Below are 22,864 nucleotides of genomic sequence, written 5' to 3'. Positions count from 1 at the left end.
GGCTCAGTCGAGGGGTGGGGCCTCGAACAGTTCGGTGACCATCTTGGCGTAGTCACGGGCCATGTCGCCGAACTGGTAGCTGCGGGCGGCGGCCCGGGCCGCCAGTTCCACGTGTCTGCCGCGCAGATTGGTCGAGGCCAGCAGGGCGTCGGTCAGCCCGTCGCGGGCCGCCGGATCGAAGCCGATGGTGTACGCCGGATCGAGCAGTGCGGTCAACGCGCCCACCCGGGGCGCCACCACCGGGCGGCCGAACGAGACCGCCAGATGGAAGCTGCCCGAGTTGAGCACCGTGCGGTACGGCAGCACCACTGTGTCCGAGGCCTTGAAGTAGAACTGGACCTCGTCGTCCGGGACCGGATCGAACATCGCGGTGATCCGGGGGTCACCGTCGCAGCGTTCGGCCAGCCCGTCGCGCGGGTCGAGCCGTTTCGGCGCCCCCGCGACGACCAGCCGCAACCGGGGATCCTGCTCACCGGCCGCGTTGAACGCGTCGAGCAGTTCGCTGACCCCCTTGTACGGTCGGATCCCACCGAAGAACAGCAGGACGTGGTCGTCTGCGGCGTACCCGAACCGGCGACGGGCCGCGAGTCGACTCACCGAGTCGGGATACACCCCGAGGTAGCTGCTGTGCCGCACGATCCGGACCTTCTCCGGCGGCAACGGATAGTGTGGCGCGGTCGCCGCCACCGTCTCCGGGCAGAGCAGGTGCACGACATCGGCCTCGGCAGCGAGGTACCGGGCCAGTTCCTTCTCCACCTCCGGGAACTTCCACTCGTGCGGAAAGACGTTGTGGATGGTCCAGATCAGCCGGCCGCCCCGACGCCGTAGGTCGGCGATCCGGTTCTTGAACTCGGCCAGCCGCGCCGCCGCCTGCTGGGCGTCGGTGGCCGGGTGCACGATCGGGTCGGTCCAGTGCACGTGCAGCACGTAGTTGTCCAGCCGACCGGCGGCCAGGTGCGGGGCGGCGGAGACCCGGACGGCGTCGGCGACCGGGAACCACCGCACCCCGACGTCGCGTAGACCCGACATCAGCAGCTGCTGGTACGGATTGTCCAGGTAGTAGGGGTACGTGCCGACGAACCGGCTGTTGGCCCGGCGCGGCTGCGGGTCCAGGCCGCCGATCACCGCGTGCAGGTCCGCCGCCCGGCGGGCGAACGAGTGCCGCTCGCGTACCACTGCGGACAGCTGGCCGGCCAGCGCGACGGTGCCGGCGGGGTCGCCGGTCAGCCGGGCGATCAGGTCGCCGAGGCCGGCCGCGTCGCTGTACGTGGGCAGCTCCGCCAGCCCGAGTTCGGCAAGTCCGATCCGGCAGTTCGTCAGGGGCAGCGCGCCCGCCGCCAGGCTCTCCAGCAGCCGGGAGTTGACGTTGCCGTACGGCCGGGTGGTGTGGTTGAGGTCGTCGAGCACCAGCAGCGCCCGCCGGTACAGGCCCGGCAGGTTGAAATAGCTGGTCGGGCCGCCGGCGTACCGGGAGAAGTACGGATTCAGCCCGCGCTGCTCGCCGAAGACGACGAACGGGAAGGTGATGTCCACCCCGCGCAGGCACTGGTACAGGTGCCGCTCCCGGCCCCACGAGTTGACCGTCGTCACCGCGCCACCGCGGACCTGGTCGGCACCGGGCAGGGTGAACAGCTCAGTGTCCACCCCGAGCGGCAGCAACCCGACCGGCCCGTCGTAGTGCTCGCGCAGCCGGCTGACCGAAGCGGACGAGGAGGCGACCACCGTGTCGAACAGGGCGAGGTGCGGATGCTCCCGCCAGCGGTCGGTCTCGTTGCGGACCCAGGCGACGATCCGGCAGCGGTCCGGTACGGTCAGCGGGTCGAACGTCGGGATCATGGCGACCGCCACGTCGGTCTCCGGCGGCAGGTCCGTCCAGCGCTCCGCCGGCAGGTACGCGACCTCGTAGCCGTGTCGCTGCAGGTAGCGGCCGATTCCGACGGCGACGTAGAGGTCGCCACGGCCGGCGTCCAGGTCGACGGTGGAGACGCAGAACACCACCTTCGCCGCGTCCGAGCGGTGGAACCGGTCCTGCCCGCAGGCCCGCCGGTAGGCGTCGCACAGCACCGGATCAGCGGTCAGCCCCCGAAACTGGGCCGGCACGTTGGTGGCCGGCGCCCTGCGGCCCTCCGAGCTGTCGGCACCGGCACCGGTGCCGGCCGTGGCGCGTCGGTTGGTCGACCGGCTCCGTCGGCGTTTGACGGCCCGCAGGCCCTCGTTCGGCCGGAACACGTACCGGACCATCTTTGCGGCCCGGTACGTGTTGCTGTTGGTCATCTTGTTGATCCGGGTCTGCAGCCTGGTGGCCGTCTCCTGCAGTTCCTTGACCTTCTGCTGCGAGTCCTTCAGCTTTGCCTGGAACTGCGTCCGTTCCTGCTCGGCCCGGCGCAGCGTCTCACGGGCCTGCAGCGCGTCGAGTCGTTCCTGGCCGACCAGGTCCTGGGCGAGGCGGAACTGCTCGTCCAGCTGCCGGTGCCGGTGCTGCAGGTCGTCGAGTTGCGCGGCCAGCCGCTCGTTGACGGCCAGCGCGTCGAGGTGGGCCGAATGCTCGGCGGTGAGCCGCTGCTCGGTCAGGCTGATCCGGACCGCTTCGGTGGACGGCCGGCACTCCACGACGTATTGGTAGGTCTCGGCCTCCGCTCCGAGCTGGGCCACCACCCGGCGCAGCTCGGCGCTGATCTCGAAGGCGCGGGCCCGGTGCGGAGTCTGCTCGGCGGACCGGATCGTCCGGTGTGTCGCGCTGACCAGGAACCCGTTCGACTCGAGCAGCGTCTGCATGCTGGTCCGGGTGAAGAAGCGCAGGTGGGTCGAGTCCAGCAGGCCCGTCCTGGTGTACTCGAAGTTGCCGGTCATCAACTGGATGATGATCGACTCGTGCGCCATGTTCGGGAAGCTGACGACCAGGAGGCCGTCCGGAGCGAGGATCTTGTCGTCCCGCAGCGTGCGCAGCACGGCACCCGGCTCGATCAGGTGCTCCAGTACGTCGGCGAGGATCACCACGTCGTACTCGCGGCCGGCCAGCACGCCGGGCCAGTCCGGTTCCCGCAGGTCGACGACCACCGTCTCCTGTACGCCGCCGGCCCGGGCCTCGGCGAGCGCCTCGGTGTCGACGTCGGCGCAGGTGACGGTGCGCCCCGCGACGGTGGCGAGCATGCCGGAGACGACGCCCGGCCCCGAACCGAGGTCGAGTACCCGGGGGCCACCGCTCGCCGCCAGCCGGTAGACGGCGGCGGCGGTGTTGTTGGTGTCCTCCGGCTCGAAGCTGTAGGAGTATCTGCTCAAGTCCGTCTCCGCGGGTGCGCCGTGGGCCTCGTCGGCCGGGCGGTGCGTAGTCGGGGCTCAGGGGGTGGCTGAACAGCAACTTTACTGGATCAACGGGGTGATCGGCGGCGAAGCGACAGCAACCGCGTCAAATCTGGTTGGCGAGCCGTCGGGCCCGGCGCGGCTGGCGATCCGCTCGTCTCCGGCTGGTGATCGGGCTCGTCGTCTCCGGCTAGCCGCAGACGAGTGCGTCGATGTCGTCGCGGCGGCCGAGGCGACCGTCCCGGCCGTCGGCGAGAGCCAGTTCGACGAGCTTCTCGTAGCCGACGCGCAACTGCGGGGCATGGGTGGCGACCTGCTGGAGCCAACAGGTGGCAAACGCCTCGAGCTCCGACTCGATCTCGCTCAGCGAGGCGGTGAAGAACCGCTTGCTGAAGTGCAACCGGTTCCGGCACATGTAGTAGACGTAGTACGGCGGCGGGTACCTGCCGGCCGACCGCTTGTAGTGCCAGACCCGGGCGTAGGGCGCGAGGACGGTGCGCCAGCCGGCCTGCTGGGCACGCAGGCAGTAGTCGGTCTCCTCGTAGTAGAGAAAGTAGTCCTCGGAGAGCAGACCGATCTGGCGTAGCGTCTCCCGCCGGATCAGGAAACACGCGCCGGTGACGTAGTCGACGTCGCGTACCGTCCCGTCCGGCGCGGCCGGATCGAACACCCCGGCGTCGGCGTGGTACGTGGACCCGTGGCCCTTGATCACGCCGCCGTTGAACAGAATGCGGGCCGGGTGTCCGCCGTCGAGGATGCGGCTGCCGACGATCCCTGCGTCCGGGTGCTCCTCGGCGGTCTGCAGCAGGCGCGTCAACGTCTCCGCGCTGACGACCGCATCCGGGTTGAGCAGCCAGACGAACTCGGCGGACGACGTCAGAGCGGCCCGGATCCCGATGTTGCAGCCGGCGGCGAAGCCGACGTTGTCACCGGCCGAGACGACCTCCACGGCCGGATCCAGCAGGTCGGTGAGATCGGGCCCGTGGTGCTCCTGTTCGGTGTTGTCGACGACGATCACCCGCTGGTCGGCGGTGTCACTGGCCTGCAGCGAGGTGAGGCAACGAACAGTGTCGTCGTAGTGCCGGTAGTTGACTACGACGGTTGCTACCCGCGGCCCGATTCGCACCGGTGACCTCCCGAACGGCAGGCGTCCGCAGCCGGTCCGTCCACCTGGGCCGAGGCTATCAGCTCGGCCACCGGGTGTACGGCGGACCGCGCGGAGCCGGTCCGCCGTACACCGCTTGGTCATCGCCAGGTGTCGGTGAGGGTCGTCGCGTCGCCGGCCGGGGTGGCACTGCGGTTGCCGCCCGACTCCCAGTCGACGGTGCCGTCCGGTGCCCGCTTGACGTACTTGTACTCGAAGGACTCACCGGCCGGCAGCGTGACGCTGCCCGACCAGACCGGGTAGTCGTCCGCAGCGAGGGCGACCGCCCGGGTCGGGTCCCACGAGCCCAGCGCCGGGACCGAGCCGACGACCAGGACGTCCTGGCCGTACCAGGTGGTCGCGGTGACGTCAAAGGTGACCGCGACGGTGCCCGGCTGCTCTCCGCCGGAGCCGGGCTGGCCCCAGATGGCGGTGAGCGGGGTGCCGCCGACGCCGGTGCGGTTCGCGCCCGCTTCCCACTCGACCGCGCCGTTCGACGCCACCTTGACCAGTTTCCACTCGAACGCCGTACCGTCCGGGACGTCGACGGAGCCGGTCCAGGTCGGGTAGCTGGCCGCGTCGGTGTTCAGTGGCGCCGCGCCGGCCGGGTCCCAGGAGCCGAGTTCGGGCAGTGAGCCGACCACCCGTACTTGCTGGCCGGGTGTGGTCTGCACGGTGGCGGTGACCGGGGTGCCGTCGCCCGGGGGCGGGTCGACCGGGCCGCAGCCGGCCGGGTCGGTGCAGTCGAGCCGCGCCGCGACGTGCAGTGCCACCGCCCGGTTCGCCGGGATGTCGGCGTGGAAGCCGCCGTCGGTGATGGCGATCGTGCCACCGGTGCAGGTGCCACTGTCCGCCCGGTAGGTGCCCCGGGCCACGTTGCAGTACCGGCCGTCCGGCAGGCCGGTGGCGAAGCTGCGGCTCCAGGTGCTGCCGGTCGCGTTGAACGCGGCGTACCCGCGGTCGGCGCGGGCGAAGCCGAATCGGCCGTTGCCGTCGGTGACGACGCCGCCGATGCCGGCGCCGCCGATGCCGGCGCCGGCGGTGGCGTTGCGGAAACCGACCATTCCGGCGACCTGTTCGTCGCGGTGCTCGCAGATCCACTCGGCGCTGGCGCAGTCGGTCGGCAGCGTGGTGCCGTCGCCGGTGCTGGGCGGGCCCTGGGCGACCACCGGGCCGAAAGCGTAGCTGGACATCAACTGCGGGGTCCCGTACGGGTGGGCCAGCATGAACGCGTCGGCCAGGTAGTAGCGGTCGCCGTCCTGGTAGGTGAGCGTCGGGGTGGCTCGCTGGGTGTCGTGGTTGTCGATGAAGACGACAGCCTGGTCGCCGGTCAGCCCGCCGTAGTCCGGCAGGCTGGCCAGCTGGGCGATGTTGCCGTCGCGGAAGGCCGCGGCGACCGCCCGCTGGTAGTCGAAGTTGGTGACCTTGCCGTACGGTGCGTACGCGGTGTACGGAATGGTGGCGTCGCCGTACACCTCGTGGAACAGGTCGGGCCGGCCGCCGAAGCCGGGCACGTCGTCCAGCCGGGAGATGATGTCCGCCAGGTGGGCTTCCTGGACGTGCTTGGCGGCGTCCACCCGGAACCCGGCTACGCCGAGGGCGATCACCGAGTTCATGTACTTGGCGATCTTGCGGCGTACCTCCGGGTCGGCGGTGTTGAGGTCGGCCAGGTCGAGCAGCTCGCAGTCCTGCACCTCGGTCTTGCTGCCCCAGTTGCTGATGGTGCGGTAGCAGGGGCCGAAGTCGGCGTAGCCGTAGCTGTCTCCGGAGCCGTCGCCGAACAGGTCGGGATAGCCGTACTTGCGGTAGACGGTGCCGGCGCTGCCCGGCCCGCTGCCGACCGATCCGGTGCCGCTCATGTGGTTGAGCACCATGTCGACGTAGATCTTGACGCCCTGGTCCCGGCAGCGTTCGACCATGTCGACGAAGTCGGCCCGGTCGCCGCGCCGGGTCTGGTCGATCCGGTACGAGACCGGCTGGTAGTCCTGCCACCACGGGTAGCTGGCGCCCTCCGCGCTGGGCAGCACCACATGCTCCTGCGGTGGGGAGACCTGGACCCCACCCCAGCCGTCCGGGCCGAGTGTTGTCTCGCACTCCTCGGCGATGGAGTTCCACCGCCACTGGAACAGGTGCACGATCGCGTCGCCGTTGCCGACAGCGGTGGCGGTCGTCTCGGCGGTCGCGGCCGGGGCCGCTGCGCGGGGCGTTGCGGTGGCGGTGGCGGGCGCGGTCAGGGTGACGGCCAACGGGATCCCGAGGACGGCCGCCACGGCGGTGGCCACCGGTCTGGACACGGTCGATCCGGGCACGGACATCAGCGCTCCAATGCTGGTGATGGCTTGCCTGCGAGGAGGCAGGCAGCAGGGCCTGGCCCTGAAAGATCCTGCAAGGTTCGCAAGCACTTCCAGGCGTGTGGTGAGGGTAACAATCAGATGTCTCGCTGTGAACAGCTTGTTTCGGCCGGGAGCTTAGGGTTTCAGATGGCGGTCCCGGATCGGGCTGCAAGATCTGGTCTCAGCTTGCAGCAAGATCCGTCGAACTGCGGTCCGGCCTGGGGTCAGCCGGCGGTACGCGGAGTCCGCCCCCGACCGCCGACGGCCGGCCGACCGGCGGCCCCGACCGCCTCACTGACCGCCGTCGCCACCGCCGGATCGGCGTCCGGACGGGACAGCAGGATGAACTCCACCTCGCCCAGCGGCGGCAGATCGGCCGGGGCCACCGGGGTCAGGCCGACCGGCACCAGCCGGGCCGAGTGCGGCAGCAGGCCGAGACCGGCGCGGGCGGCGGCCACCAGCCCGCCGAGACTGCCGCTGGTGCAGGCGATCCGCCACGGCTGACCGGCCGACGAGAGCGCGGCGAGCGCCTGCGCCCGGGAGATGCTCGGTGGCGGGTAGACCACCAGCGGCACCGGTTCCCCGACGGCCCGCCGCGGCGGCGTCGGCTGGTCCGCCGCGCCCAGCCAGACCAGCCGGTCACGCCAGACCAGGGTGCCCCGGGACTGGCCCGTCAGACGTTTGGCGAAGACCAGGTCGAGTGCCCGGGCGTCCAGCAACTGGTGCAGTGTGCCGCTCAGCGCCACGGTCAGCTCGACGTCGACCAGCGGGTTGCGGCGGCGGAAGGTCTGCAGCACGTCCGGCAGATAGCTGGAGATCAGGTCCTCGGAGACGCCGAGCCGCAGCTTGCCGCGTACCACCGTGGTGCTGAAATGCCGGCGGGCCCGGTCGTGCGCGTCGAGAATGTCCCGGGCGAAGCTGATCATCGCTTCGCCGTCCACCGTCAGCTGCACGGTGTGCGTGTCGCGCAGCAGCAGCGGCCGCCCGGCCGTCTCCTCCAACCGCCGTACGTGCGCGCTGACCGTGGACTGCCGCAGACCGAGCCGCTCGGCGGCCCGGGTGAAGCTCAGCAACTGGCTCACCGCCAGGAAGCTGCGCAGCTGGACGGGCTCGTACACGACCTGCATGTTATCGCGTTACGCGATGACAGTCAGTGCGTTGATCAGCTTTCCCGCTGATCGGCAGCCGCTCAGAATGGGTGGACCGCCCCCTGTTCACCTGGAGCACCCGGATGCGCTGGCCCCGCTGGCTGATCATCGACCCGTTCATCGCGATGCTGTTCGCCGTCGTGGCGCTCGCCGCGCTGCTCCCGGTCCGCGGCGCCGCCGCCTCGGTCGCCGGTGTCGTCGCCAGCGTCGGCATCGCCCTGCTGTTCTTTTTGCACGGGGCCAGGATCGCCCCGGCGGCGGCCCTCGCCGGCGCCCGGCACTGGCGCCTGCACACCGTGGTGCTGAGCACCACCTTCGTGGTCTTCCCGCTGCTCGGCCTGGCCGTCGCGGTGATCAGCCCGCAACTGCTGCCGGCCGACCTCTACCAGGGGGTCCTCTTCCTCTGCGTGGTCCCCTCGACGGTGCAGTCGTCGATCGCGTTCACCTCGATCGCCCGGGGCAACGTGCCGGCCGCCGTGTTCAGCGCGTCGTTCTCCAACATCGTCGGGGTCGCTCTCACCCCGCTGCTCGCCGTGCTGCTCATGCAGAACACCGGTGACCTGCGGCTGACCGCCGGTTCGATCGGATCGATCGTCGGGCAGCTGCTGCTGCCGTTCGTCGCCGGTCAGTTGTCCCGACGGTGGACCGCCGACTGGATCGGCCGGCACAAGAGCCTGACCTCGGTGGTCGACCGGGGCTCGATCCTGCTGGTGGTCTACACCGCGTTCAGCGCCGGTGTGGTCGCCGGGATCTGGCAGCAGATCGCCGTCAGCCAGCTGCTGGTTCTCGGCGCCACCGTCGGTGCCCTGCTGGCGGTGGTGATGGGGATGTTGTTCGGAGTCACCCGGCTGCTCGGCTTCGACCACGCCGACCGGGCCGCGACGGTCTTCTGCGGCGCCAAGAAGAGCCTGGCCACCGGGTTGCCGATGGCGGCCGTGCTGTTCAGCCCGCAACTGCTCGGCATGCTGGTCCTACCGCTGATGATCTTCCACCAGATCCAGCTGATCGTCTGCGCGGCCCTGGCCCGGTGGTGGTCGAACCGGGCACCAGCGGCCCGTCCGTCAGGCGAGACGACCCGGGTGTAGGTGGGTTCGGCCGACGGTGGGTCGGTCCGGTCAACGGACGACCGAGTCGAGCTGCTCGGCGCCGTACCGCTCGATGTACCGCTCCAAGGTGTCGTCGCGCACCGCGGTCCAGAAGCCGACACCCTGATAAGGGTCCAGCCACATCACCCACTGGTCGCCGACGTACCCGGTGTCCGCCACCGGGGCGGTGACGAACCGGACGTCGTTGCGGATCTTGCGCAGGTCGAAGGCGAGCTGCCGGAGTTTGTCGTTGGTCAGGCCGTCGTCGACGGTGACGGTCGCGGTGATCGCGTCGAGCAGCGCGCCGAGCTGTCGCGGGCTGGTCAGGGTGTCCCGGTCGAGGGTCTCGTCGAGCAGCGCGCGCAGGTAGTTCTGGTGGCGGCGCATCCGGTCGAAGTCGCCCTCCGGCAGGCCGTGGCGCTGGCGAACGTACTGGACGGCCTGCTCGCCGTTGAGCCGTTGCAGCCCTGCGGGCCAGGTCGACTGCAGGCTCGGTCCGGGCGTCCCGGCCGGGATATCCACGGTCACCCCACCGACCGCGTCGGTCAGGTCCTGCAGCCCGACGAGGTCGATCAGGGCGACGTGGTCGATGCGCAGCCCGGTCACGTTCTCGACCGTCTGTACGGCGAGGCTGGCACCACCGAGCGCGTACGCAGAATTGATCTTGAGGTTGCCGTGCCCGGGGACCGGCACCCACGAGTCGCGGGGGATGGAGACGACGTACGCCCGCTCCCGGTCGGCGGTGATCCGGACCACCATCAGCGAGTCGGTCCGGCCGTACGGCCCGGCGGGGGAGTCCGCGCCGGTGGCGCTGGAGGCGAGGCTGTCGATGCCGGCGAGCAGCACGGTCAGCCCTTCCGGCGTCGGTGCCGGCCGCTGGTCGGCCGGGATCGTGGCGAACGGGTCGGGGATCCGCTTGATCTCGCCGAGGTAGTAGTGACTGACGACGGCCACCCCGGCCACCCCGGCGAGGGCGGCGACCACCAGGCCGGTGATGCCGAGCAGGGCGATGCGGCGCAGCCGGCGACGACCGTGCCGGGCCGGTGGCCGCCGGTGCTGGCCAACGCCGGCGCCCGATCGGGCCAACGTCACCGGGCTGGTCGCTGAGACCCCCGGCTGCCGGTCGGACCACTGCGGCTGGTCCGCCGACCACTGCGGCTGGTCCGCCGACCACTGCGGCTGGTCGGCGGTCGTGGCCCACTGGCCGTACGCCTGGTCGGTCGTGGCCCATTGGTCGTGCTGCTGGTCGATGGTCCACTGGTGTGACTCGGCCCAGTCGTCGTCCGCCGTGGCGGGGCGGTGCTGGCTCTGGTCGTGCGCGGGCAGGTCAACCCAGTTCTCCCGGGCGGGTTCCGGATTGTCCTGATCGTCAGGTCGCCCGGTCATGTGGTCACCTCTGGCTCTCGATCGCGATCGCTGAGAGACCCAGGCTAACCAGACATTAGGGATCTATAACTCCAATCGGCGAAATCTAGACGAGACGCGGGCTGAACGGCGTCGTCGGGTGAGCCGGATCGACAACTCGGCACCCGGCGCAGCCAACCGGGTTAGCGTCACAATATGTCAGCAATAGTCGGTATTGTCGGTGATGTGGGTGGCCGCCAAGAGGGCGTCGACCAACTCGCCCTGGCCTGCACCCCGCACGACCTTCAGCAGACCGGTCGCTACCTGGACGACCGAGCGGCGATCGTCGCCCGCTGGTCCGACGGCGACCGGGCGGCGAGCCGGTCGCCGTACTCCGCGGGTCGGTCGCCGTACTCCGCGGGTCGGTCGCCGTACTACGCGGGTCGGTCGCCGTACTACGCGGCCACGACGGACGCGGTCGCGGTCAGCTGCACCGCCCAACACGACCTGCTCGACCTGTACCAGCGGCACGGTACGGCGGCCGTCACCCAGCTGACCGGCGAATTCGCGATCGCGGTCTGGGACCGCGACCGGAACCAGCTGCTGCTGGCGGCCGACCGGACCGGCGAGCGGACGCTGTACTGGCGGCTCAGTGGCGACCGGCTGACCTTCGCCTCGCAGCTGCGGGCGTTGCTGGCCGATCCGCATGCCAGCCAGGAGCTCGACCAGGTCGCACTGCACCACTACCTGACCTACCGGTACGTCCCCGCGCCATGGACGATCTACGCCGGCATCCGCAAGCTTCCCCCGGGCACGTCGCTGACCTGGGCGGACGGGCGGGTCACCACCCGTCGCTACTGGACACTCGACGCCGCTGCCGGGCCGTCGGCACCGGGCATCGACCAGGCCGCCGAGCAGCTACGCGAACGGCTGGTCGACGCCGTGCGTTCCCGGCTGCCGGCTACCGGGCCGCCGCAGGTGCTGCTCTCCGGCGGGATCAGCGCCACGCTGGTCGCGGCCGCCGTGACCCGCAGCACCAGCGTCAGGGCGCACACCTGCTCCGTCGGGTTCGGCGAACCCCGGCTCGACCAGCGGGCGGCGGCGCGAGCCGTCGCCCGGGCGCTCGGCACCGAGCACCAGGAGTATCTGGTGACCGGGCTCGATCCGGCCGTACCGCAGCAGATCGCCGGCCTGTTCGATGAACCGTTCGCCAGCCCGGCCGCGATCCCGGCCTACCTGGTCGCCAGGTACGCCGGGGTGCGACGGGCGGAGGCATTCTGCGGCCTCGGCGGTGCCCTGCTGTACGGCGGGTTCCCGCACCACCTGCTGCTCGGCTGGCTCAACGGCTGGCCGCAGCGGCCGGCCGGACTGCCGGGGTTGCAGCGGGCCGGGGCCGCGCTGGTGCGGCGGAGCACGGCCGGGACCCCGGTGCGTCGGCTCGGCCGGCTGCTGGAGGTCGCCGGCTGCCCACCGCCGACCCGGTACGCACGGATCGTCGCCGAGTGCAGCGCCGAGCAGAAGAACGCCCTCTACCCGGCGCGGCTGCGCGCCGAACTCGCCAACGTGGACAGCGGCCTGCTGGCTGAGGCGGCCTACCTCGCCTCGTCGGGGGACTCCCAGGCGGTCCGGATGACCGGTGCGGATCTACTCGGATACCTGCCCGGCGACGTACTCGCCCGGTGGTCGACGGTGTCGGCCGGCGCGGGACTACGGCTGCAGGCACCGTTGCTCGACCACCGACTGCTCGAGTGGGTGGCCGGCCTGCCGGCATCGTGGAAGGTGCCGGGGCGGCGGCGGAACCTGGCGCGGCGGGCGGCGGCCGGCTGGTTGCCGGGCCGGGTGGTCACCTCCGATTCGGTGGACGCCAGGCCACCGCTGGCCAGCTGGCTGCGGGCCGAGCTGCGCGAACTCGCCGGGGACCTGCTCACCGACCGGACCTTCCAGGACCGTGGTCTGTTCCAGCCGGCAGCGGTCCGCCGGCTGCTCGACGAGCACCAGGCCGGGCTGGACCACGCTGGCGAGATCTACACATTGCTTCAACTCGAACTCTGGCTGCGGCACCGGCCGGGGCCGGTGAGAGACCCCGCACTTGCTGGTCAGCGCGACATGACCTTGGAAGAATCGGGGTACGGCACAACCGGTGCCGGAGGTTGTCCGGCGGCGGCATCGCCAACCGGAGACCTTCGGTAACCGTGCCGGAACGGATAGTGTGATCATCATCGACGCGCCGGTCAACCAGGACCGGCGTCGCTGTACCTGCTGCATGTACGTGGAGGTGGAGTTCTCTACATGACCGACCCGACCCCCACCAAGGCCTCCGGATCCGGCGACAAGTCCGGATCGAGCCAAAAGTCGGACTCAACCAGGCCGCCGGAGTCCCGGCGTCCGTTCCAGCTCTCCTCCTGGGCGGAAGCCAAGTTCATCGGCGACGTGCTCCGCACCGAGACCGTCGGCGGCGGGCTGCTGCTGCTCGGCGCGGTCATCGCGCTGATCTGGGCCAACTCACCGTGGGGTGACGCCTACACCGACCTGGGCCAGTTCGTGCCCTGGCCCGGCGGGGCACCGCTGCACCTGGACGTCGACCTGGCGCACTGGGCGGCGGACGGCCTGTTGGCGATCTTTTTCTTCGTGGTCGGTCTGGAGCTCAAACGCGAGTTCGTCGCCGGTGAACTGCGCAGCCCACGCCGGGCCGCGCTACCGGTGATCGCCGCGATCGGCGGCATGGCCATGCCGGCGCTCATCTACGTACTGATCAACCTGAACACCGGCGACAGCGCGCTGCGCGGCTGGGCGATCCCCACCGCCACCGACATCGCGTTCGCCCTCGCCGTGCTCGCCGTCATCGGCTCCCACCTGCCGCAGGGCCTGCGCGCCTTCCTGCTCACCCTGGCCGTCGTCGACGACCTGCTGGCGATCACCATCATCGCGTTCTTCTACACCGAACAGGTCAACTTCCTGGCACTGGCCGGTTCCCTGCTACCGCTGCTCGCCTTCGCGCTGCTGCTGCGGTTCGGCAGGACCTGGTGGTGGGCGCTGATCCCGCTGGCCGCGATCACCTGGACGCTGATGCACGCCTCCGGCGTACACGCCACCATCGCCGGCGTACTGCTCGGCTTCATGGTGCCGGTGCTGCCCCGCAAGGGCGAGCAGCACGGCATGGCCGAGCACTTCGAACACCGGTGGCGGCCGGTCTCCGCCGGCTTCGCCGTGCCGGTCTTCGCCTTCTTCGCCGCCGGGGTGTCGCTGCGTGACGGCGGCATCGGCTCGGTGCTGACCGATCCGGTGGCGATCGGCGTGATCGCCGGTCTGGTCCTCGGCAAGACGATCGGCATTCTGGGCGCCACCGGGCTGATGACCCGCTTCACCCGCGCCGACCTGGGCGGGCTGAAATGGGTCGACCTGCTCGGGGTGTCCCTGCTGGCCGGTATCGGGTTCACCGTCTCGCTGCTGATCGGCGAGTTGGCGTTCGGCGCCGGCAGTGAACGCGACGCCCATGTCAAGGCGGCCGTCCTGATCGGCTCGCTGACCGCGGCGCTGCTCGCCGCCATCGTCCTCAGCCGGCGAAACAAGGTCTACCGGCGGATCTCCGAACAGGAACGGCAGGACCGCGACGGCGACGGAATCCCGGACATCTACCAGCAACTGCCGCAACCGACACCGGACGACGACCGACGCTGAGCCGGACTGCCGCTGGCAACCGCCGCTGACCCGGATTGATCGGCAGCGGCCCCGCAACCCGGTCGTACCCCCTGGTCCTGCCCCTAGTCGAGGGACAGGTCCAGCATCGACCGGAACGCGGGGCCGCCGCCGCCCAGCGTGATCCGCCGGGTCACCCGCACCGACTCCAACATCCGCCGGTCGTGCGTGACCAGCAGCAACGTGCCGGTGAACGACGCCAGCGCCGACTCCAACTGCTCGATTGCCGGCAGATCCAGATGGTTCGTCGGCTCGTCGAGGACCAGCAGGTTCACCCCGCGCGCCTGCAGCAACGCCAACGCCGTACGGGTCCGCTCGCCCGGCGACAGGGTGGCCGCCGGCCGCAGCACATGGTCGGCCCGCAGCCCGAACTTCGCCAGCACCGTACGGGCCTCGGCGGGGGCCAGGTCGGCCGCCGCCCGGAACGCGTCCAACACCGGCTCGTCGCGCAGGAACAGTTGGCGGGCCTGGTCGATCTCGCCGACCACCACCCCGGGGCCGAGCCACGACTCGCCCGAGTCCAGCGGCAGCTGCCCCAGCAACGCACCGAGCAGCGTCGACTTGCCGGACCCGTTCGGCCCGGTGATCGCCACCCGGTCCGCCCAGTCGATCTGCAGATCCACCGGGCCGAGGGTGAACCCGCCCCGGCGTACCACCGCTTCGCGCAGCACCGCGACCACCGCGCCGGACCGGGGCGCGGCGGCGATCTCCATCCGCAGCTCCCACTCCTTGCGCGGCTCCTCGACGGCCTCCAGCCGCTCGATCATCCGCTCGGTCTGCCGCGCCTTCGCCGCCTGCTTCTCCGCGGCCTCGGTCCGGGCGTTGGTGGTCAACTTGTCGCTGTCGCTGGCCTTGCGCCGGGCGTTGCGTACGCCCTTGTCCGTCCAGGCCCGCTGGGTGCGGGCGCGGGCCTGCAGCCCGGCCCGGGTGTCGGCGTACTCCTCGTACGCCTCCCGGGCGTGCCGGCGGGCCGCCTCCCGTTCGGCCAGGTACGCCTCGTACCCGCCGCCGTAGTGGTTGACCTGCTGCTGGGCCAGATCCAGCTCGACCACCCGGTGCACCGTACGGGCCAGGAACTCCCGGTCGTGCGACACCAGTACGGCTCCGGCGCGCAGCCCGGTGACGAACTGCTCCAGCCGGGCCAGCCCGGCCAGGTCCAGGTCGTTGGTCGGCTCGTCGAGCAGCACCACGTCGTAGCGGCTGAGCAGCAGCGACGCGAGCTGGGCGCGGGCCGCCTGGCCGCCGGAGAGCGCCGTCGTCGGCTGATCCAACGTCACCGTCAGGCCCAGGTCCGCGACCACCTGCTCGGCGCGTTCGGCCAGGTCGGCACCGCCGAGATCCAGCCAGCGTTCCAGCGCCACCGCGTAGGTGTCGTCGGCGCCGCGCTGCCCGGCGGCCAGCGCCTGCGTCGACGCGTCCATCGCCTGCTGCGCCGCCGCCACCCCGGTCCGGCGGGCCAGGTAGTCGCGCACCGACTCGCCCGGTCGGCGCTGCGGCTCCTGCGGCAGCAGCCCGACGGTGGCGGTCGGCGGGTTGCGGGTGACCGTGCCCGACTCGGGCGCGGCGGTGCCGGCGAGGATCCGCAGCAGCGTCGACTTGCCGGCACCGTTCGCGCCGACCAGCCCGATCACGTCGCCGGGCGCGACGACGAGGTCCAGCCCGGTGAAGAGCTGCCGGTCACCGTGCCCGGCGGACAGGTCCCTGGCGATCAACGTGGCGCTCATGGCCCGGCGATCGTAGCCGCCGACCGGCAGACTGTGCTGATGATTTCGACGCTGGCGATCGACTGCGGCGGCGGCGGCATCAAGGCGTCCGTACTCGATGAGGCCGGCACCATGCGGGCCCGGCCGCTGCGGGTGCCGACCCCGTACCCGCTGCCGCCGATACGCTTCGTCGACACCCTGCGCGGGTTGCGTGACCAACTGCCGGCGGCAGACCGGGTCACCGTCGGGATGCCCGGCATGATCCGCCACGGTGTCGTGGTCGCCACCCCGCACTACGTGACCAAGGCCGGTCCGCGGACCAGGGTCGACCCGGGGCTGCTCGCCGAATGGTCCGGCTTCGACGCCCGTACGGCGCTCGGCGCCGCCTTCGACCTGCCGGTGCTGGTGCTCAACGACGCCGAGGTGCACGGCGCCGGGGTGGTCGCCGGCACCGGCTGCGAACTGGTCCTGACCCTTGGCACCGGGCTCGGCTGCGCGCTGTTCGACGGCGGCCGGCTCGCCCCGCACCTGGAGCTGTCCCAGGCGCCGGTGCGCTGGGGGCAGAGCTACGACACCTACGTCGGCGAGCACGAACGCCGCCGGCTCGGCGACGCGTTCTGGTCCCGGCGGGTACGCGGTGTCGTCGACGGTCTGCGACCGGTGTTCTGCTGGGACCGGCTCTACCTCGGCGGCGGCAACTCGCGGCTGATCCGTCCCGAGCAGGTGGCCCGGATGGGTGACGACGTGGTGGTGGTGCCGAACACGGCCGGCATCGTCGGCGGCGTACGGGCCTGGACGCTGATCCGACCCTGAGAACCGATCCGACCCTGACTGGTCTGTGCCGGATCGTCCCGAAGCTGACTGGGTGACCGGCGGATGTCCGGTACGGGAACAGTCGCATTCCGCCGGTGGTTGTGCCAGCGTCAAGGGTGACGGTGATCGCGACCGGGAAGGTGGGGCGGCCATGGATCTGTTGGAGGAGTACCGCCGGGCGAACCTGTACTTCGAGTCCGGCGACCCGTCCGGGGCGGCCCGGCTGCTGGAGCCGATCATCGCCGCCGAGCCCGACAACTCGGCGGTCCGCCAACTGCTGGCCCGCTCCTACTTCAAGTCGGCGCAGCTCGGCCGGGCCGAGGAGCAGTTGCGCGAGCTGATCGACCGCGACCCGAGCGACCACTACGCCCATCACGTGCTGGGCCGTACCCTGGAACGGCTCGGCCGGCCGTCGCAGGCGCTGCGGCACCTGCGGCTCGCCGCCGCCATGCGCTCCGAGCATTCGGACTACCTGGCCGCGCTGCGCCGGGTCGAGGCGAAGGTCAACGGAAGGGCGTCGTGAAGATCAAACTGGACCTGCACGACATCTACAACCGTGGCCAGGACATCGACCGGGCGCTGCGGGGCGTCATCGACGAGGCGGTGGCCAAGAAGGCCACCCTCGTCGAGATCATCCCCGGTAAGGGATCCGGCCAGCTGAAGAAGCGGGTGCTGCGCTTCCTCGACCAGAAGGACGTCAAGCAGCTCTACCACCGGGTGGAGAAGGACTCGAAGAACTTCGGCCGGCTGTTCGTCCATTTCAGATGGAAGTGACTCCGATCGGAGTTACTCGGCCGCCTATCGTGGGCTGAGGGCCGCCATCGCCCGGTCGACGTAGTCGGCGAGTGAGTCCTCGGTCGTGGACGCCAGCCAGGCGTGCTGCGCCGCGACCAGGCAGCCGAAGGCGGCGGCGGCGAGCGCCCCAGGCGTCGGATCGTCGGCGGCGTACGAGGCACCGGCCGCCGTGGCGCGCTCCCGTAGCACCGCGACGACGGCGTGCTGCATGCTCTGCAGCTTGCGCAGGTAGACGGCGAGCAGCGCAGGAGTCTCCAGGATCACCCGCTGGACGGGCTTGCTGACCTGCTGCTGGCCTGACGTGTCTGCTGAGGCGTCCACGATGTCGAACAGCCGGCGCAGCGACGTCCAGACGGGTTCGCCGGCGGGGCGCTCGCGCAGGTTGTCGAGCATGTCGTCGGCGCCGAGGTCGAACTTGCCGACGACGATGTCCTCCTTCGTGGCGAAGTAGCGGAAGACGCTGCGTTGGGACATGCCGACGGCCGCCGCGATGTCGTCGATGGTGGTGGCGTCGTAGCCCCGGGACACGAAGAGCTGCAGCGCCGCGTCGGCGATGTCGCGCTGCACCGCCCGACGGGTGCGTTCGCGCAGGGTTGGCTGCTTTCCAGTCATGATGTGGCCAGCTTAGCACTGGCCGTCGCAGTTGACAGTGACTGACAGTTTCGTCGTACAGTGTCGTCATGACCAAGGTGATCGTCATTACCGGATCCAGCGACGGCATCGGGGCCGCAGCCGCCCGTCAGCTGCACAGCGCCGGCCACCGGGTGGTCGTCGTCGGGCGCTCCCCGCGCAAGACCGAGGCCGTCGCCCGCGAGATCGGCGCGGAGCACTTCCTCGCCGACTTCGCCCGCCTCGACGAGGTACGCAAGCTCGCCGCCGAACTGGACGCCGCGTACCCGCGCATCGACGTGCTCGCCAACAACGCCGGCGGCGTCTTCGGTGACCCCACCAAAACCACCGACGGCTTCGAGCTGACCTTCCAGATCAACCACCTGGCACCGTTCCTGCTGACCCGGCTGCTCATCGACAAGCTGACCGCGTCGCGGGCCACCGTGATCCAGACGTCGAGCGTCGGCGCACGGCTGGCCGGCAAGCTCGACGTCGACGACCTCAACCTCGACCGCAACTTCGACCCGGTACGCGCCTACAGCGCCGCCAAGCTGGAGAACATCCTGTTCACCACGGAACTGCACCGCCGCTACCACGCCGAAGGCATCGCCGCCGCCGCCTTCCACCCGGGCAACGTCGCGACCAGCTTCGGCACCCGGTCGGCGAGCCGGCTGATGCGGTTCATCACCACCAACCCGGTCACCCGGGCCATGCTGACCACCCCGGAGAAGGGCGCCGACCAGCTGGTCTGGCTGGCCACCAGCCGGCCCGGCGTCGACTGGGAGCCCGGCCGCTACTACGAGAAGCGCCGGCCCGCCAGGCGCGTCAACTCCCAGGCGTACGACCCTGATCTCGCCCGCCGGCTGTGGGAGCGTTCGGAGCAGCTGCTCGGCTGACCGGCGTCGCCGCAGCAGACCGCGTCGCGGCATCCCGGCCGGTCGCGGCCTGCCGGGTCGACCAGGCCGACAGTGCGGCGACCGGGTCGTCGGCGAAGAACCGGATCGTCCGTACGTGTGCGATGCGGCCCAACGGGCGGACCACCCGCAGCGGCTCGGCCAGCTCGACCACCAGGTTGGTCTGCGCGATCGCCGACACGATGAGCACGTCACCGTCGACCCGGATGGTGCCCTGCTCGTTGTAGTTGCGGACCAGCCGGACCTCGGTGACCAGCCGACGGGGCACCCGGACGTCCAGGAACGCGGCGTTGCGGACCCGGATCCCGTCGGGCCCGACCACGTGCGGTCGGGTCACGGTCGCGGCGATCACCGCCAGAGCGATCAGTACGCCGTACGCGTCGATCAGCAGGATCGCGTGCCGCAGCGGGTCCGGGGCACCGATCGCCCGCAGCAGGATCTCCACCGCGACCAGCTCCACGATCGACACCACCAGGAACATCACCATCGTCGACGCCACCGCCCCGGCGTAGGGCACCGCCGTCGCCGACTCCGGTACGCCGTGGCGGCGACGGCGTACCCACAGCCAGAGGCTGACCAGGCCGGCACCCTCGAAGCCGACCAGCCGGCGCAGCACCACCCCGACCCGACGCGCGGTCATCGGTGACCTCGCAGCCGGGCGAGGATCAGCCGGAACACCTCGGCCTGGGCGGGGGAGAACTCACCGGTGATGGCGGCCAGCCACTGGACGCCTGCCGCGTCGCCCGCGTTCGTGACGATGGCGTCGGTCATCTCGGCGGGCAGGAAGCCCTCCAGGTCGGCGGCGAGCGACGCCACCCGCGCGTCTGCCGGGTCGGCGTCGGCGATCTCGTCGAGCCGTCGGTAGAACTCCTGCGTACGGGCCAGCATCGCAGGCTCGGTCAGCGGCTGGAACAGCGCGCTGAACTCACCCCGCTGCTCCGGCCCGACCCCGGTGTCCAGCAGCGCCAGCATCTCCCGGTCCAGGGCGGCGAACGCCGAGCCGTCGGTCGGCAGTTGACGCAGCACCACTGCCATCTCCTCGGACACCGTGGCATCGGCGTCCAGCTCGTCGATGGACTCGCCGGCGGCCAGCAGCACAGCGAGCCGCCGCCGCCTGCTGGCGATCGCGGCCTGCTGGCGGGCCAGGTCGGCGTCCAGTTCGGTGAGCACCTCGCGCAGCTCCCGGCCCCGGTCGTCGGCGAGCACGTCCCGGATCTCGTCGAGGGAGAGTCCGAGTTCGCTCAGCCGGCGTACCCGGGCCAGCGCGACCGCGTCCCGCAGCCGGTACTCCCGGTAGCCGTTGGACAGCCGCTCCGGTTCGGGCAGCAGCCCCAGGCGGTGGTAGTGGCGCACGGTCCGGGTGGAGACCCCGACCAGCGCGGCAAGCTCGCCGATCCGCATGCCACCAGTAGAAACGTTGCCGCTACGGCAAGGTCAAGCTTGCCGTAGCGGCCTCACAGACTGTCAGGCGTCTTGGAGTTCTCGGAGGTGGTGGTCGGTTGCCTGGAACCGTGGCCAGTCCGGCGTGTGACAGCCGACCGCGTGCAGCGCGGTACGGATGTCCATCAGCAGCCTGCTGGCAGCGAACTCGAAGCTGGTGGCCTCGGTCGACGTGGCGATGTCCACGATCCGGTCAGCGAGCTTCGCGGCGATCTGGACCTCGACGTCCAGAGAATCCAATTGCTCCTGGACCGCATCGATGAATTCTTCGAACTGCTCATCGGTGCCATGGGGGGTGCTGACGAAGGTCATCTGGACCGCGAGACGGAACTCTTTCACGTTGCCTCCCAGCACGTCGCCCGACGAAGCTGAGCCCTCATGTCTCGCAAGTAGTTCGGGTTCGAGGGCGTTGTTGACATCGTCTTCATGCACTTACAGGGATTCGGGCACTTCAACTTGAAGTGCTTGTTCCCTCCTCCGGTGACGGACCAGCCATCCTTCTCGACCTCCTTGAGGAGTTCCTCGTACTCGCCGCCGAGCCTGTGACGAGGTCGTGACACCGTGAGTTCTCCTCGTGTTCGAGGGTACCTTGGATTGCTGCCGCTACGGCAGAGGTCTTTCGTGGGTCGATCCTCTCGTCAGTATCGATGTTCAGGGCGCAGGCCGGGTCGGACATATAACTCATTTGGCGCACTGTCGGTTATGAGACAGTCACTGAAAGCTACTTTTGGCGGATGTTGCCGGCCGATCGGCTACGGCCACCAGTGCAGTGTCGACGAACATGACGACGGGGGTGTGGCGTCGTTGCCGCCGCGACAAGGTCAAGCAGCGATCGTCAACGCGATGGCCCCCGTGCGGCGGCGCTGTCGAGGGCGACGGTGACGACCTTACGCACCGCCGGTTCGTCCGGCGGGTCGCTCTCCCGGTCAGCGAAGAGCAGATGTCCGGTTCCTGCCAGTATCGGCGCGAGCGTGTCGATGTCGGCGTCGACCGCGATCCGGCCGAGGTCGCGCTCGGCGGCCAGGTAGGACGCGATCATGGTCGTGGCGTCCGAGAGGATCGGCAGTCGGGGGTCCGGTCTGGTGCGCCGCAACCGGCTGCGTAGCTCGTCGCGGGAGACGATGAGACTGATCAGGGCGAGGGTCACCGATCCGAACAGCTCGGTGAGCAGCCCGGTCAGGTTGCCGGCGACGGTGCCGGTCCCGGCTGCCTGCTGCAGGGCAGCGGCCTGGGTGTCGATCCGGGCCATCCGGTCCAGCACGAACTCGGTGACGAAGGTGTCGAAGTCGGCGAAGTAGCGGTGCAGGACGCCCTTGGCGACCCCCGCCTCGGTGGTGACCGCCCGGCTGGTCAGACCACTTGGCCCAGCTTGGAGAAGGACGCGTTCGGCGGCGTCGAACAACTGCTCGCGCGCGTCGTGGATGGCCACACCGGTTGGCACTGTGCGCTCCTCCGCTCGCCTGTCGGGCCGCCGCAATGGGCGATTGCCCACTAGAGTGGGCGCATGCCCACTTCATCGTCCGGGCGTCCACCGGATCCTCATCTTGCCAGGGGCGTCGCCGAATCGTTCGGCGTCGACGCACCGCGCTACGACCGGGCCAGACCTCGCTACCCCGACGCGCTGGTACGGCGGATCGTCGCCGCCAGTCCCGGATCCGAGGTGTTGAACGTCGGCTGCGGCACCGGCATCGAAGCCCGACAGTTCCAGCAGGCCGGCTGCACGGTGCTCGGGGTCGAACCCGACCCGCGAATGGCGGATTTCGCGCGGCGCGCCGGCACCGAGGTCGAAGTGGCGACATTCGAGAAGTGGCAGGCCGCCGGACGGACCTTCGACGCCGTCATCGCCGGAACGGCCTGGCACTGGGTCGACCCGGTCGCCGGGGCGACCAAAGCCGCCCGGGTCCTGCGCACCGGTGGTCTGCTGGCACCCTTCTGGCACGTGTTCCAGCTCCCGCCCCTCGTGGCGGAAGCCTTCACCGCCGCCTACCGGCGGGTGGTGCCCGACTCGCCGGTCACCTTCGAGCCGGACAAGCAAGGTGTCGACGCGTACCAGCCGCTGTTGACCAGAGCCGCCGACGGCATGCACGAGGTCGGCGGGTTCAGCACCCCCGAGCAGCTGCGCTTCGACTGGACGCAGCCGTACACCCGCGACGAGCTGTTCGATCTCATGCTGACCCAGGGCCTCCTCACCCGGCTGGCACCGGACGAACAGGCGGCGATGTTGGACGGCGTCGGACCCGCTGTCGACAAGGCCGGTGGCAGCGTGACGATGTCCGGCACGACCGTTGCCGTCGTCGCGGTGCGTACCCGCAGGGCCGCCGCAACAGCGGTCACGCCGGCAGAGTGAGCCGGGCGGTCGGTCGGGGTGCGGGCGGCCAGCAACGCGTTGGTGCCGCGCCAGACGGCCACCGCGTAGTCGGCCTCGGGCACCTGGCACAGCGGCCTGCCAGCGGGCGTGCTCAACCGCAGACCATGACGGCGGGTACGGCGTACGGCGAAACTCCAGCCGCCGCCGGCACCGGCCAACACGTACCTGGCGT

19 protein-coding genes are annotated in these 22,864 nt (G+C 70.6%); 8 read left to right on the top strand and 11 right to left on the bottom strand.

Translation table 11 applies throughout. The features are described from left to right. Positions 1 to 3: 3 nt before the first annotated feature. The 4 genes from ACFHWS_RS06830 to ACFHWS_RS06815 form a co-directional block, all read right to left on the bottom strand. Entirely contained in the window at positions 4 to 3,279 is a 3,276-nt protein-coding gene (locus tag ACFHWS_RS06830; RefSeq protein ID WP_416551182.1) for a methyltransferase domain-containing protein, read from the bottom strand. Between the two features lie 211 nt (positions 3,280 to 3,490). Further along, positions 3,491 to 4,426, bottom strand: a complete 936-nt coding sequence (locus ACFHWS_RS06825; protein ID WP_416567839.1) for a glycosyltransferase family 2 protein — start codon at positions 4,424 to 4,426, stop codon at positions 3,491 to 3,493. A 119-nt stretch (positions 4,427 to 4,545) separates the two neighbouring features. Further along, positions 4,546 to 6,738 (bottom strand): carbohydrate-binding module family 20 domain-containing protein, encoded by a 2,193-nt coding sequence (locus tag ACFHWS_RS06820; protein WP_416567838.1) that lies wholly within the window; start codon positions 6,736 to 6,738, stop codon positions 4,546 to 4,548. 263 nt (positions 6,739 to 7,001) lie between these two features. Continuing rightward, a complete protein-coding gene (locus tag ACFHWS_RS06815) occupies positions 7,002 to 7,895 on the bottom strand; it encodes a LysR family transcriptional regulator (RefSeq protein WP_416551185.1) in 894 nt (297 codons plus the stop codon). 80 nt (positions 7,896 to 7,975) lie between these two features. Between ACFHWS_RS06815 and ACFHWS_RS06810 the strand changes: the two genes are divergently transcribed. Beyond that, complete coding sequence (locus ACFHWS_RS06810; protein WP_416567837.1) at positions 7,976 to 9,010, top strand: bile acid:sodium symporter family protein; 1,035 nt, start codon at positions 7,976 to 7,978, stop codon at positions 9,008 to 9,010. Between the two features lie 30 nt (positions 9,011 to 9,040). Here the strand turns inward: ACFHWS_RS06810 and ACFHWS_RS06805 are convergent, their stop codons facing one another. After that, positions 9,041 to 10,396, bottom strand: a complete 1,356-nt coding sequence (locus tag ACFHWS_RS06805; protein WP_416551187.1) for an LCP family protein — start codon at positions 10,394 to 10,396, stop codon at positions 9,041 to 9,043. A gap of 204 nt (positions 10,397 to 10,600) precedes the next feature. On the opposite strand from ACFHWS_RS06805, the gene ACFHWS_RS06800 reads away from it, so the two are divergent. After that, a complete protein-coding gene (locus ACFHWS_RS06800) occupies positions 10,601 to 12,544 on the top strand; it encodes an asparagine synthetase B family protein (protein ID WP_416567836.1) in 1,944 nt (647 codons plus the stop codon). Positions 12,545 to 12,643: 99 nt separating this feature from the next. Then, positions 12,644 to 14,032 (top strand): Na+/H+ antiporter NhaA, encoded by a 1,389-nt coding sequence (gene nhaA / locus ACFHWS_RS06795; RefSeq protein WP_416551189.1) that lies wholly within the window; start codon positions 12,644 to 12,646, stop codon positions 14,030 to 14,032. 83 nt (positions 14,033 to 14,115) lie between these two features. Here the strand turns inward: nhaA and ACFHWS_RS06790 are convergent, their stop codons facing one another. Beyond that, a complete protein-coding gene (locus ACFHWS_RS06790) occupies positions 14,116 to 15,774 on the bottom strand; it encodes an ABC-F family ATP-binding cassette domain-containing protein (protein ID WP_416567835.1) in 1,659 nt (552 codons plus the stop codon). 39 nt (positions 15,775 to 15,813) lie between these two features. On the opposite strand from ACFHWS_RS06790, the gene ACFHWS_RS06785 reads away from it, so the two are divergent. From ACFHWS_RS06785 to ACFHWS_RS06775, 3 genes are all read left to right on the top strand, one after another. Continuing rightward, positions 15,814 to 16,566, top strand: coding sequence for an ROK family protein (locus ACFHWS_RS06785; protein WP_416567834.1), 753 nt, complete (start codon positions 15,814 to 15,816; stop codon positions 16,564 to 16,566). 151 nt (positions 16,567 to 16,717) lie between these two features. Beyond that, a complete protein-coding gene (locus ACFHWS_RS06780; protein WP_123607363.1) occupies positions 16,718 to 17,089 on the top strand; it encodes a tetratricopeptide repeat protein in 372 nt (123 codons plus the stop codon). Further along, a complete protein-coding gene (locus ACFHWS_RS06775) occupies positions 17,086 to 17,340 on the top strand; it encodes a Smr/MutS family protein (RefSeq protein WP_123606272.1) in 255 nt (84 codons plus the stop codon). The genes ACFHWS_RS06780 and ACFHWS_RS06775 overlap by 4 nt, the downstream gene beginning before the upstream one ends. Positions 17,341 to 17,364: 24 nt before the next feature. On the opposite strand, the gene ACFHWS_RS06770 is transcribed toward ACFHWS_RS06775, so the two are convergent. Beyond that, a complete protein-coding gene (locus tag ACFHWS_RS06770; protein WP_416567833.1) occupies positions 17,365 to 17,973 on the bottom strand; it encodes a TetR/AcrR family transcriptional regulator in 609 nt (202 codons plus the stop codon). Between the two features lie 68 nt (positions 17,974 to 18,041). Here ACFHWS_RS06770 and ACFHWS_RS06765 point away from each other — a divergent pair, with 68 nt between their 5' ends. After that, the gene (locus ACFHWS_RS06765) at positions 18,042 to 18,866 is read left to right on the top strand and encodes an SDR family NAD(P)-dependent oxidoreductase (protein ID WP_416551193.1); all 825 of its coding nucleotides are present in this window, start codon (positions 18,042 to 18,044) and stop codon (positions 18,864 to 18,866) included. Here ACFHWS_RS06765 and ACFHWS_RS06760 read toward each other — a convergent pair. The 4 genes from ACFHWS_RS06760 to ACFHWS_RS06745 all read right to left on the bottom strand — a co-directional run bounded on the left by ACFHWS_RS06760 (position 18,796) and on the right by ACFHWS_RS06745 (position 21,765). After that, entirely contained in the window at positions 18,796 to 19,524 is a 729-nt protein-coding gene (locus tag ACFHWS_RS06760; protein WP_416551194.1) for a hypothetical protein, read from the bottom strand. The two genes, ACFHWS_RS06765 and ACFHWS_RS06760, sit on opposite strands and share 71 nt — an antisense overlap. Further along, the gene (locus ACFHWS_RS06755) at positions 19,521 to 20,285 is read right to left on the bottom strand and encodes a MerR family transcriptional regulator (protein ID WP_416567832.1); all 765 of its coding nucleotides are present in this window, start codon (positions 20,283 to 20,285) and stop codon (positions 19,521 to 19,523) included. Before ACFHWS_RS06755 ends, ACFHWS_RS06760 begins: the two co-directional genes overlap by 4 nt. A 63-nt stretch (positions 20,286 to 20,348) precedes the next feature. Beyond that, positions 20,349 to 20,756, bottom strand: a complete 408-nt coding sequence (locus tag ACFHWS_RS06750) for a hypothetical protein (RefSeq protein WP_416551196.1) — start codon at positions 20,754 to 20,756, stop codon at positions 20,349 to 20,351. A gap of 403 nt (positions 20,757 to 21,159) precedes the next feature. Continuing rightward, a complete protein-coding gene (locus tag ACFHWS_RS06745) occupies positions 21,160 to 21,765 on the bottom strand; it encodes a TetR/AcrR family transcriptional regulator (RefSeq protein ID WP_416551197.1) in 606 nt (201 codons plus the stop codon). Between the two features lie 63 nt (positions 21,766 to 21,828). Here ACFHWS_RS06745 and ACFHWS_RS06740 point away from each other — a divergent pair, with 63 nt between their 5' ends. Then, positions 21,829 to 22,671: a class I SAM-dependent methyltransferase gene (locus ACFHWS_RS06740; protein ID WP_416551198.1), complete on the top strand. Its 843-nt coding sequence runs from the start codon at positions 21,829 to 21,831 to the stop codon at positions 22,669 to 22,671. The last annotated feature ends 193 nt before the right edge of the window (positions 22,672 to 22,864 follow it).

Origin of the sequence: Micromonospora sp. LOL_013 (assembly GCF_048060315.1) — a bacterium.
GTDB lineage: Bacteria > Actinomycetota > Actinomycetes > Mycobacteriales > Micromonosporaceae > Micromonospora_E.
Note: the sequence above shows the minus strand (reverse complement) of the source record. Positions and strands in the feature narration are given on the sequence as shown.

Coding starts and splice junctions, on each gene's coding strand:
- ACFHWS_RS06805 (WP_416551187.1), bottom strand. CDS start 10,396: ATGACCGGGCGACCTGACGATCAGGACAATCCGGAACCCGCCCGGGAG.
- ACFHWS_RS06770 (WP_416567833.1), bottom strand. CDS start 17,973: ATGACTGGAAAGCAGCCAACCCTGCGCGAACGCACCCGTCGGGCGGTG.
- ACFHWS_RS06785 (WP_416567834.1), top strand. CDS start 15,814: ATGATTTCGACGCTGGCGATCGACTGCGGCGGCGGCGGCATCAAGGCG.
- ACFHWS_RS06760 (WP_416551194.1), bottom strand. CDS start 19,524: ATGACCGCGCGTCGGGTCGGGGTGGTGCTGCGCCGGCTGGTCGGCTTC.
- ACFHWS_RS06765 (WP_416551193.1), top strand. CDS start 18,042: ATGACCAAGGTGATCGTCATTACCGGATCCAGCGACGGCATCGGGGCC.
- ACFHWS_RS06790 (WP_416567835.1), bottom strand. CDS start 15,774: ATGAGCGCCACGTTGATCGCCAGGGACCTGTCCGCCGGGCACGGTGAC.
- ACFHWS_RS06755 (WP_416567832.1), bottom strand. CDS start 20,285: ATGCGGATCGGCGAGCTTGCCGCGCTGGTCGGGGTCTCCACCCGGACC.
- ACFHWS_RS06740 (WP_416551198.1), top strand. CDS start 21,829: ATGCCCACTTCATCGTCCGGGCGTCCACCGGATCCTCATCTTGCCAGG.
- ACFHWS_RS06780 (WP_123607363.1), top strand. CDS start 16,718: ATGGATCTGTTGGAGGAGTACCGCCGGGCGAACCTGTACTTCGAGTCC.
- nhaA (WP_416551189.1), top strand. CDS start 12,644: ATGACCGACCCGACCCCCACCAAGGCCTCCGGATCCGGCGACAAGTCC.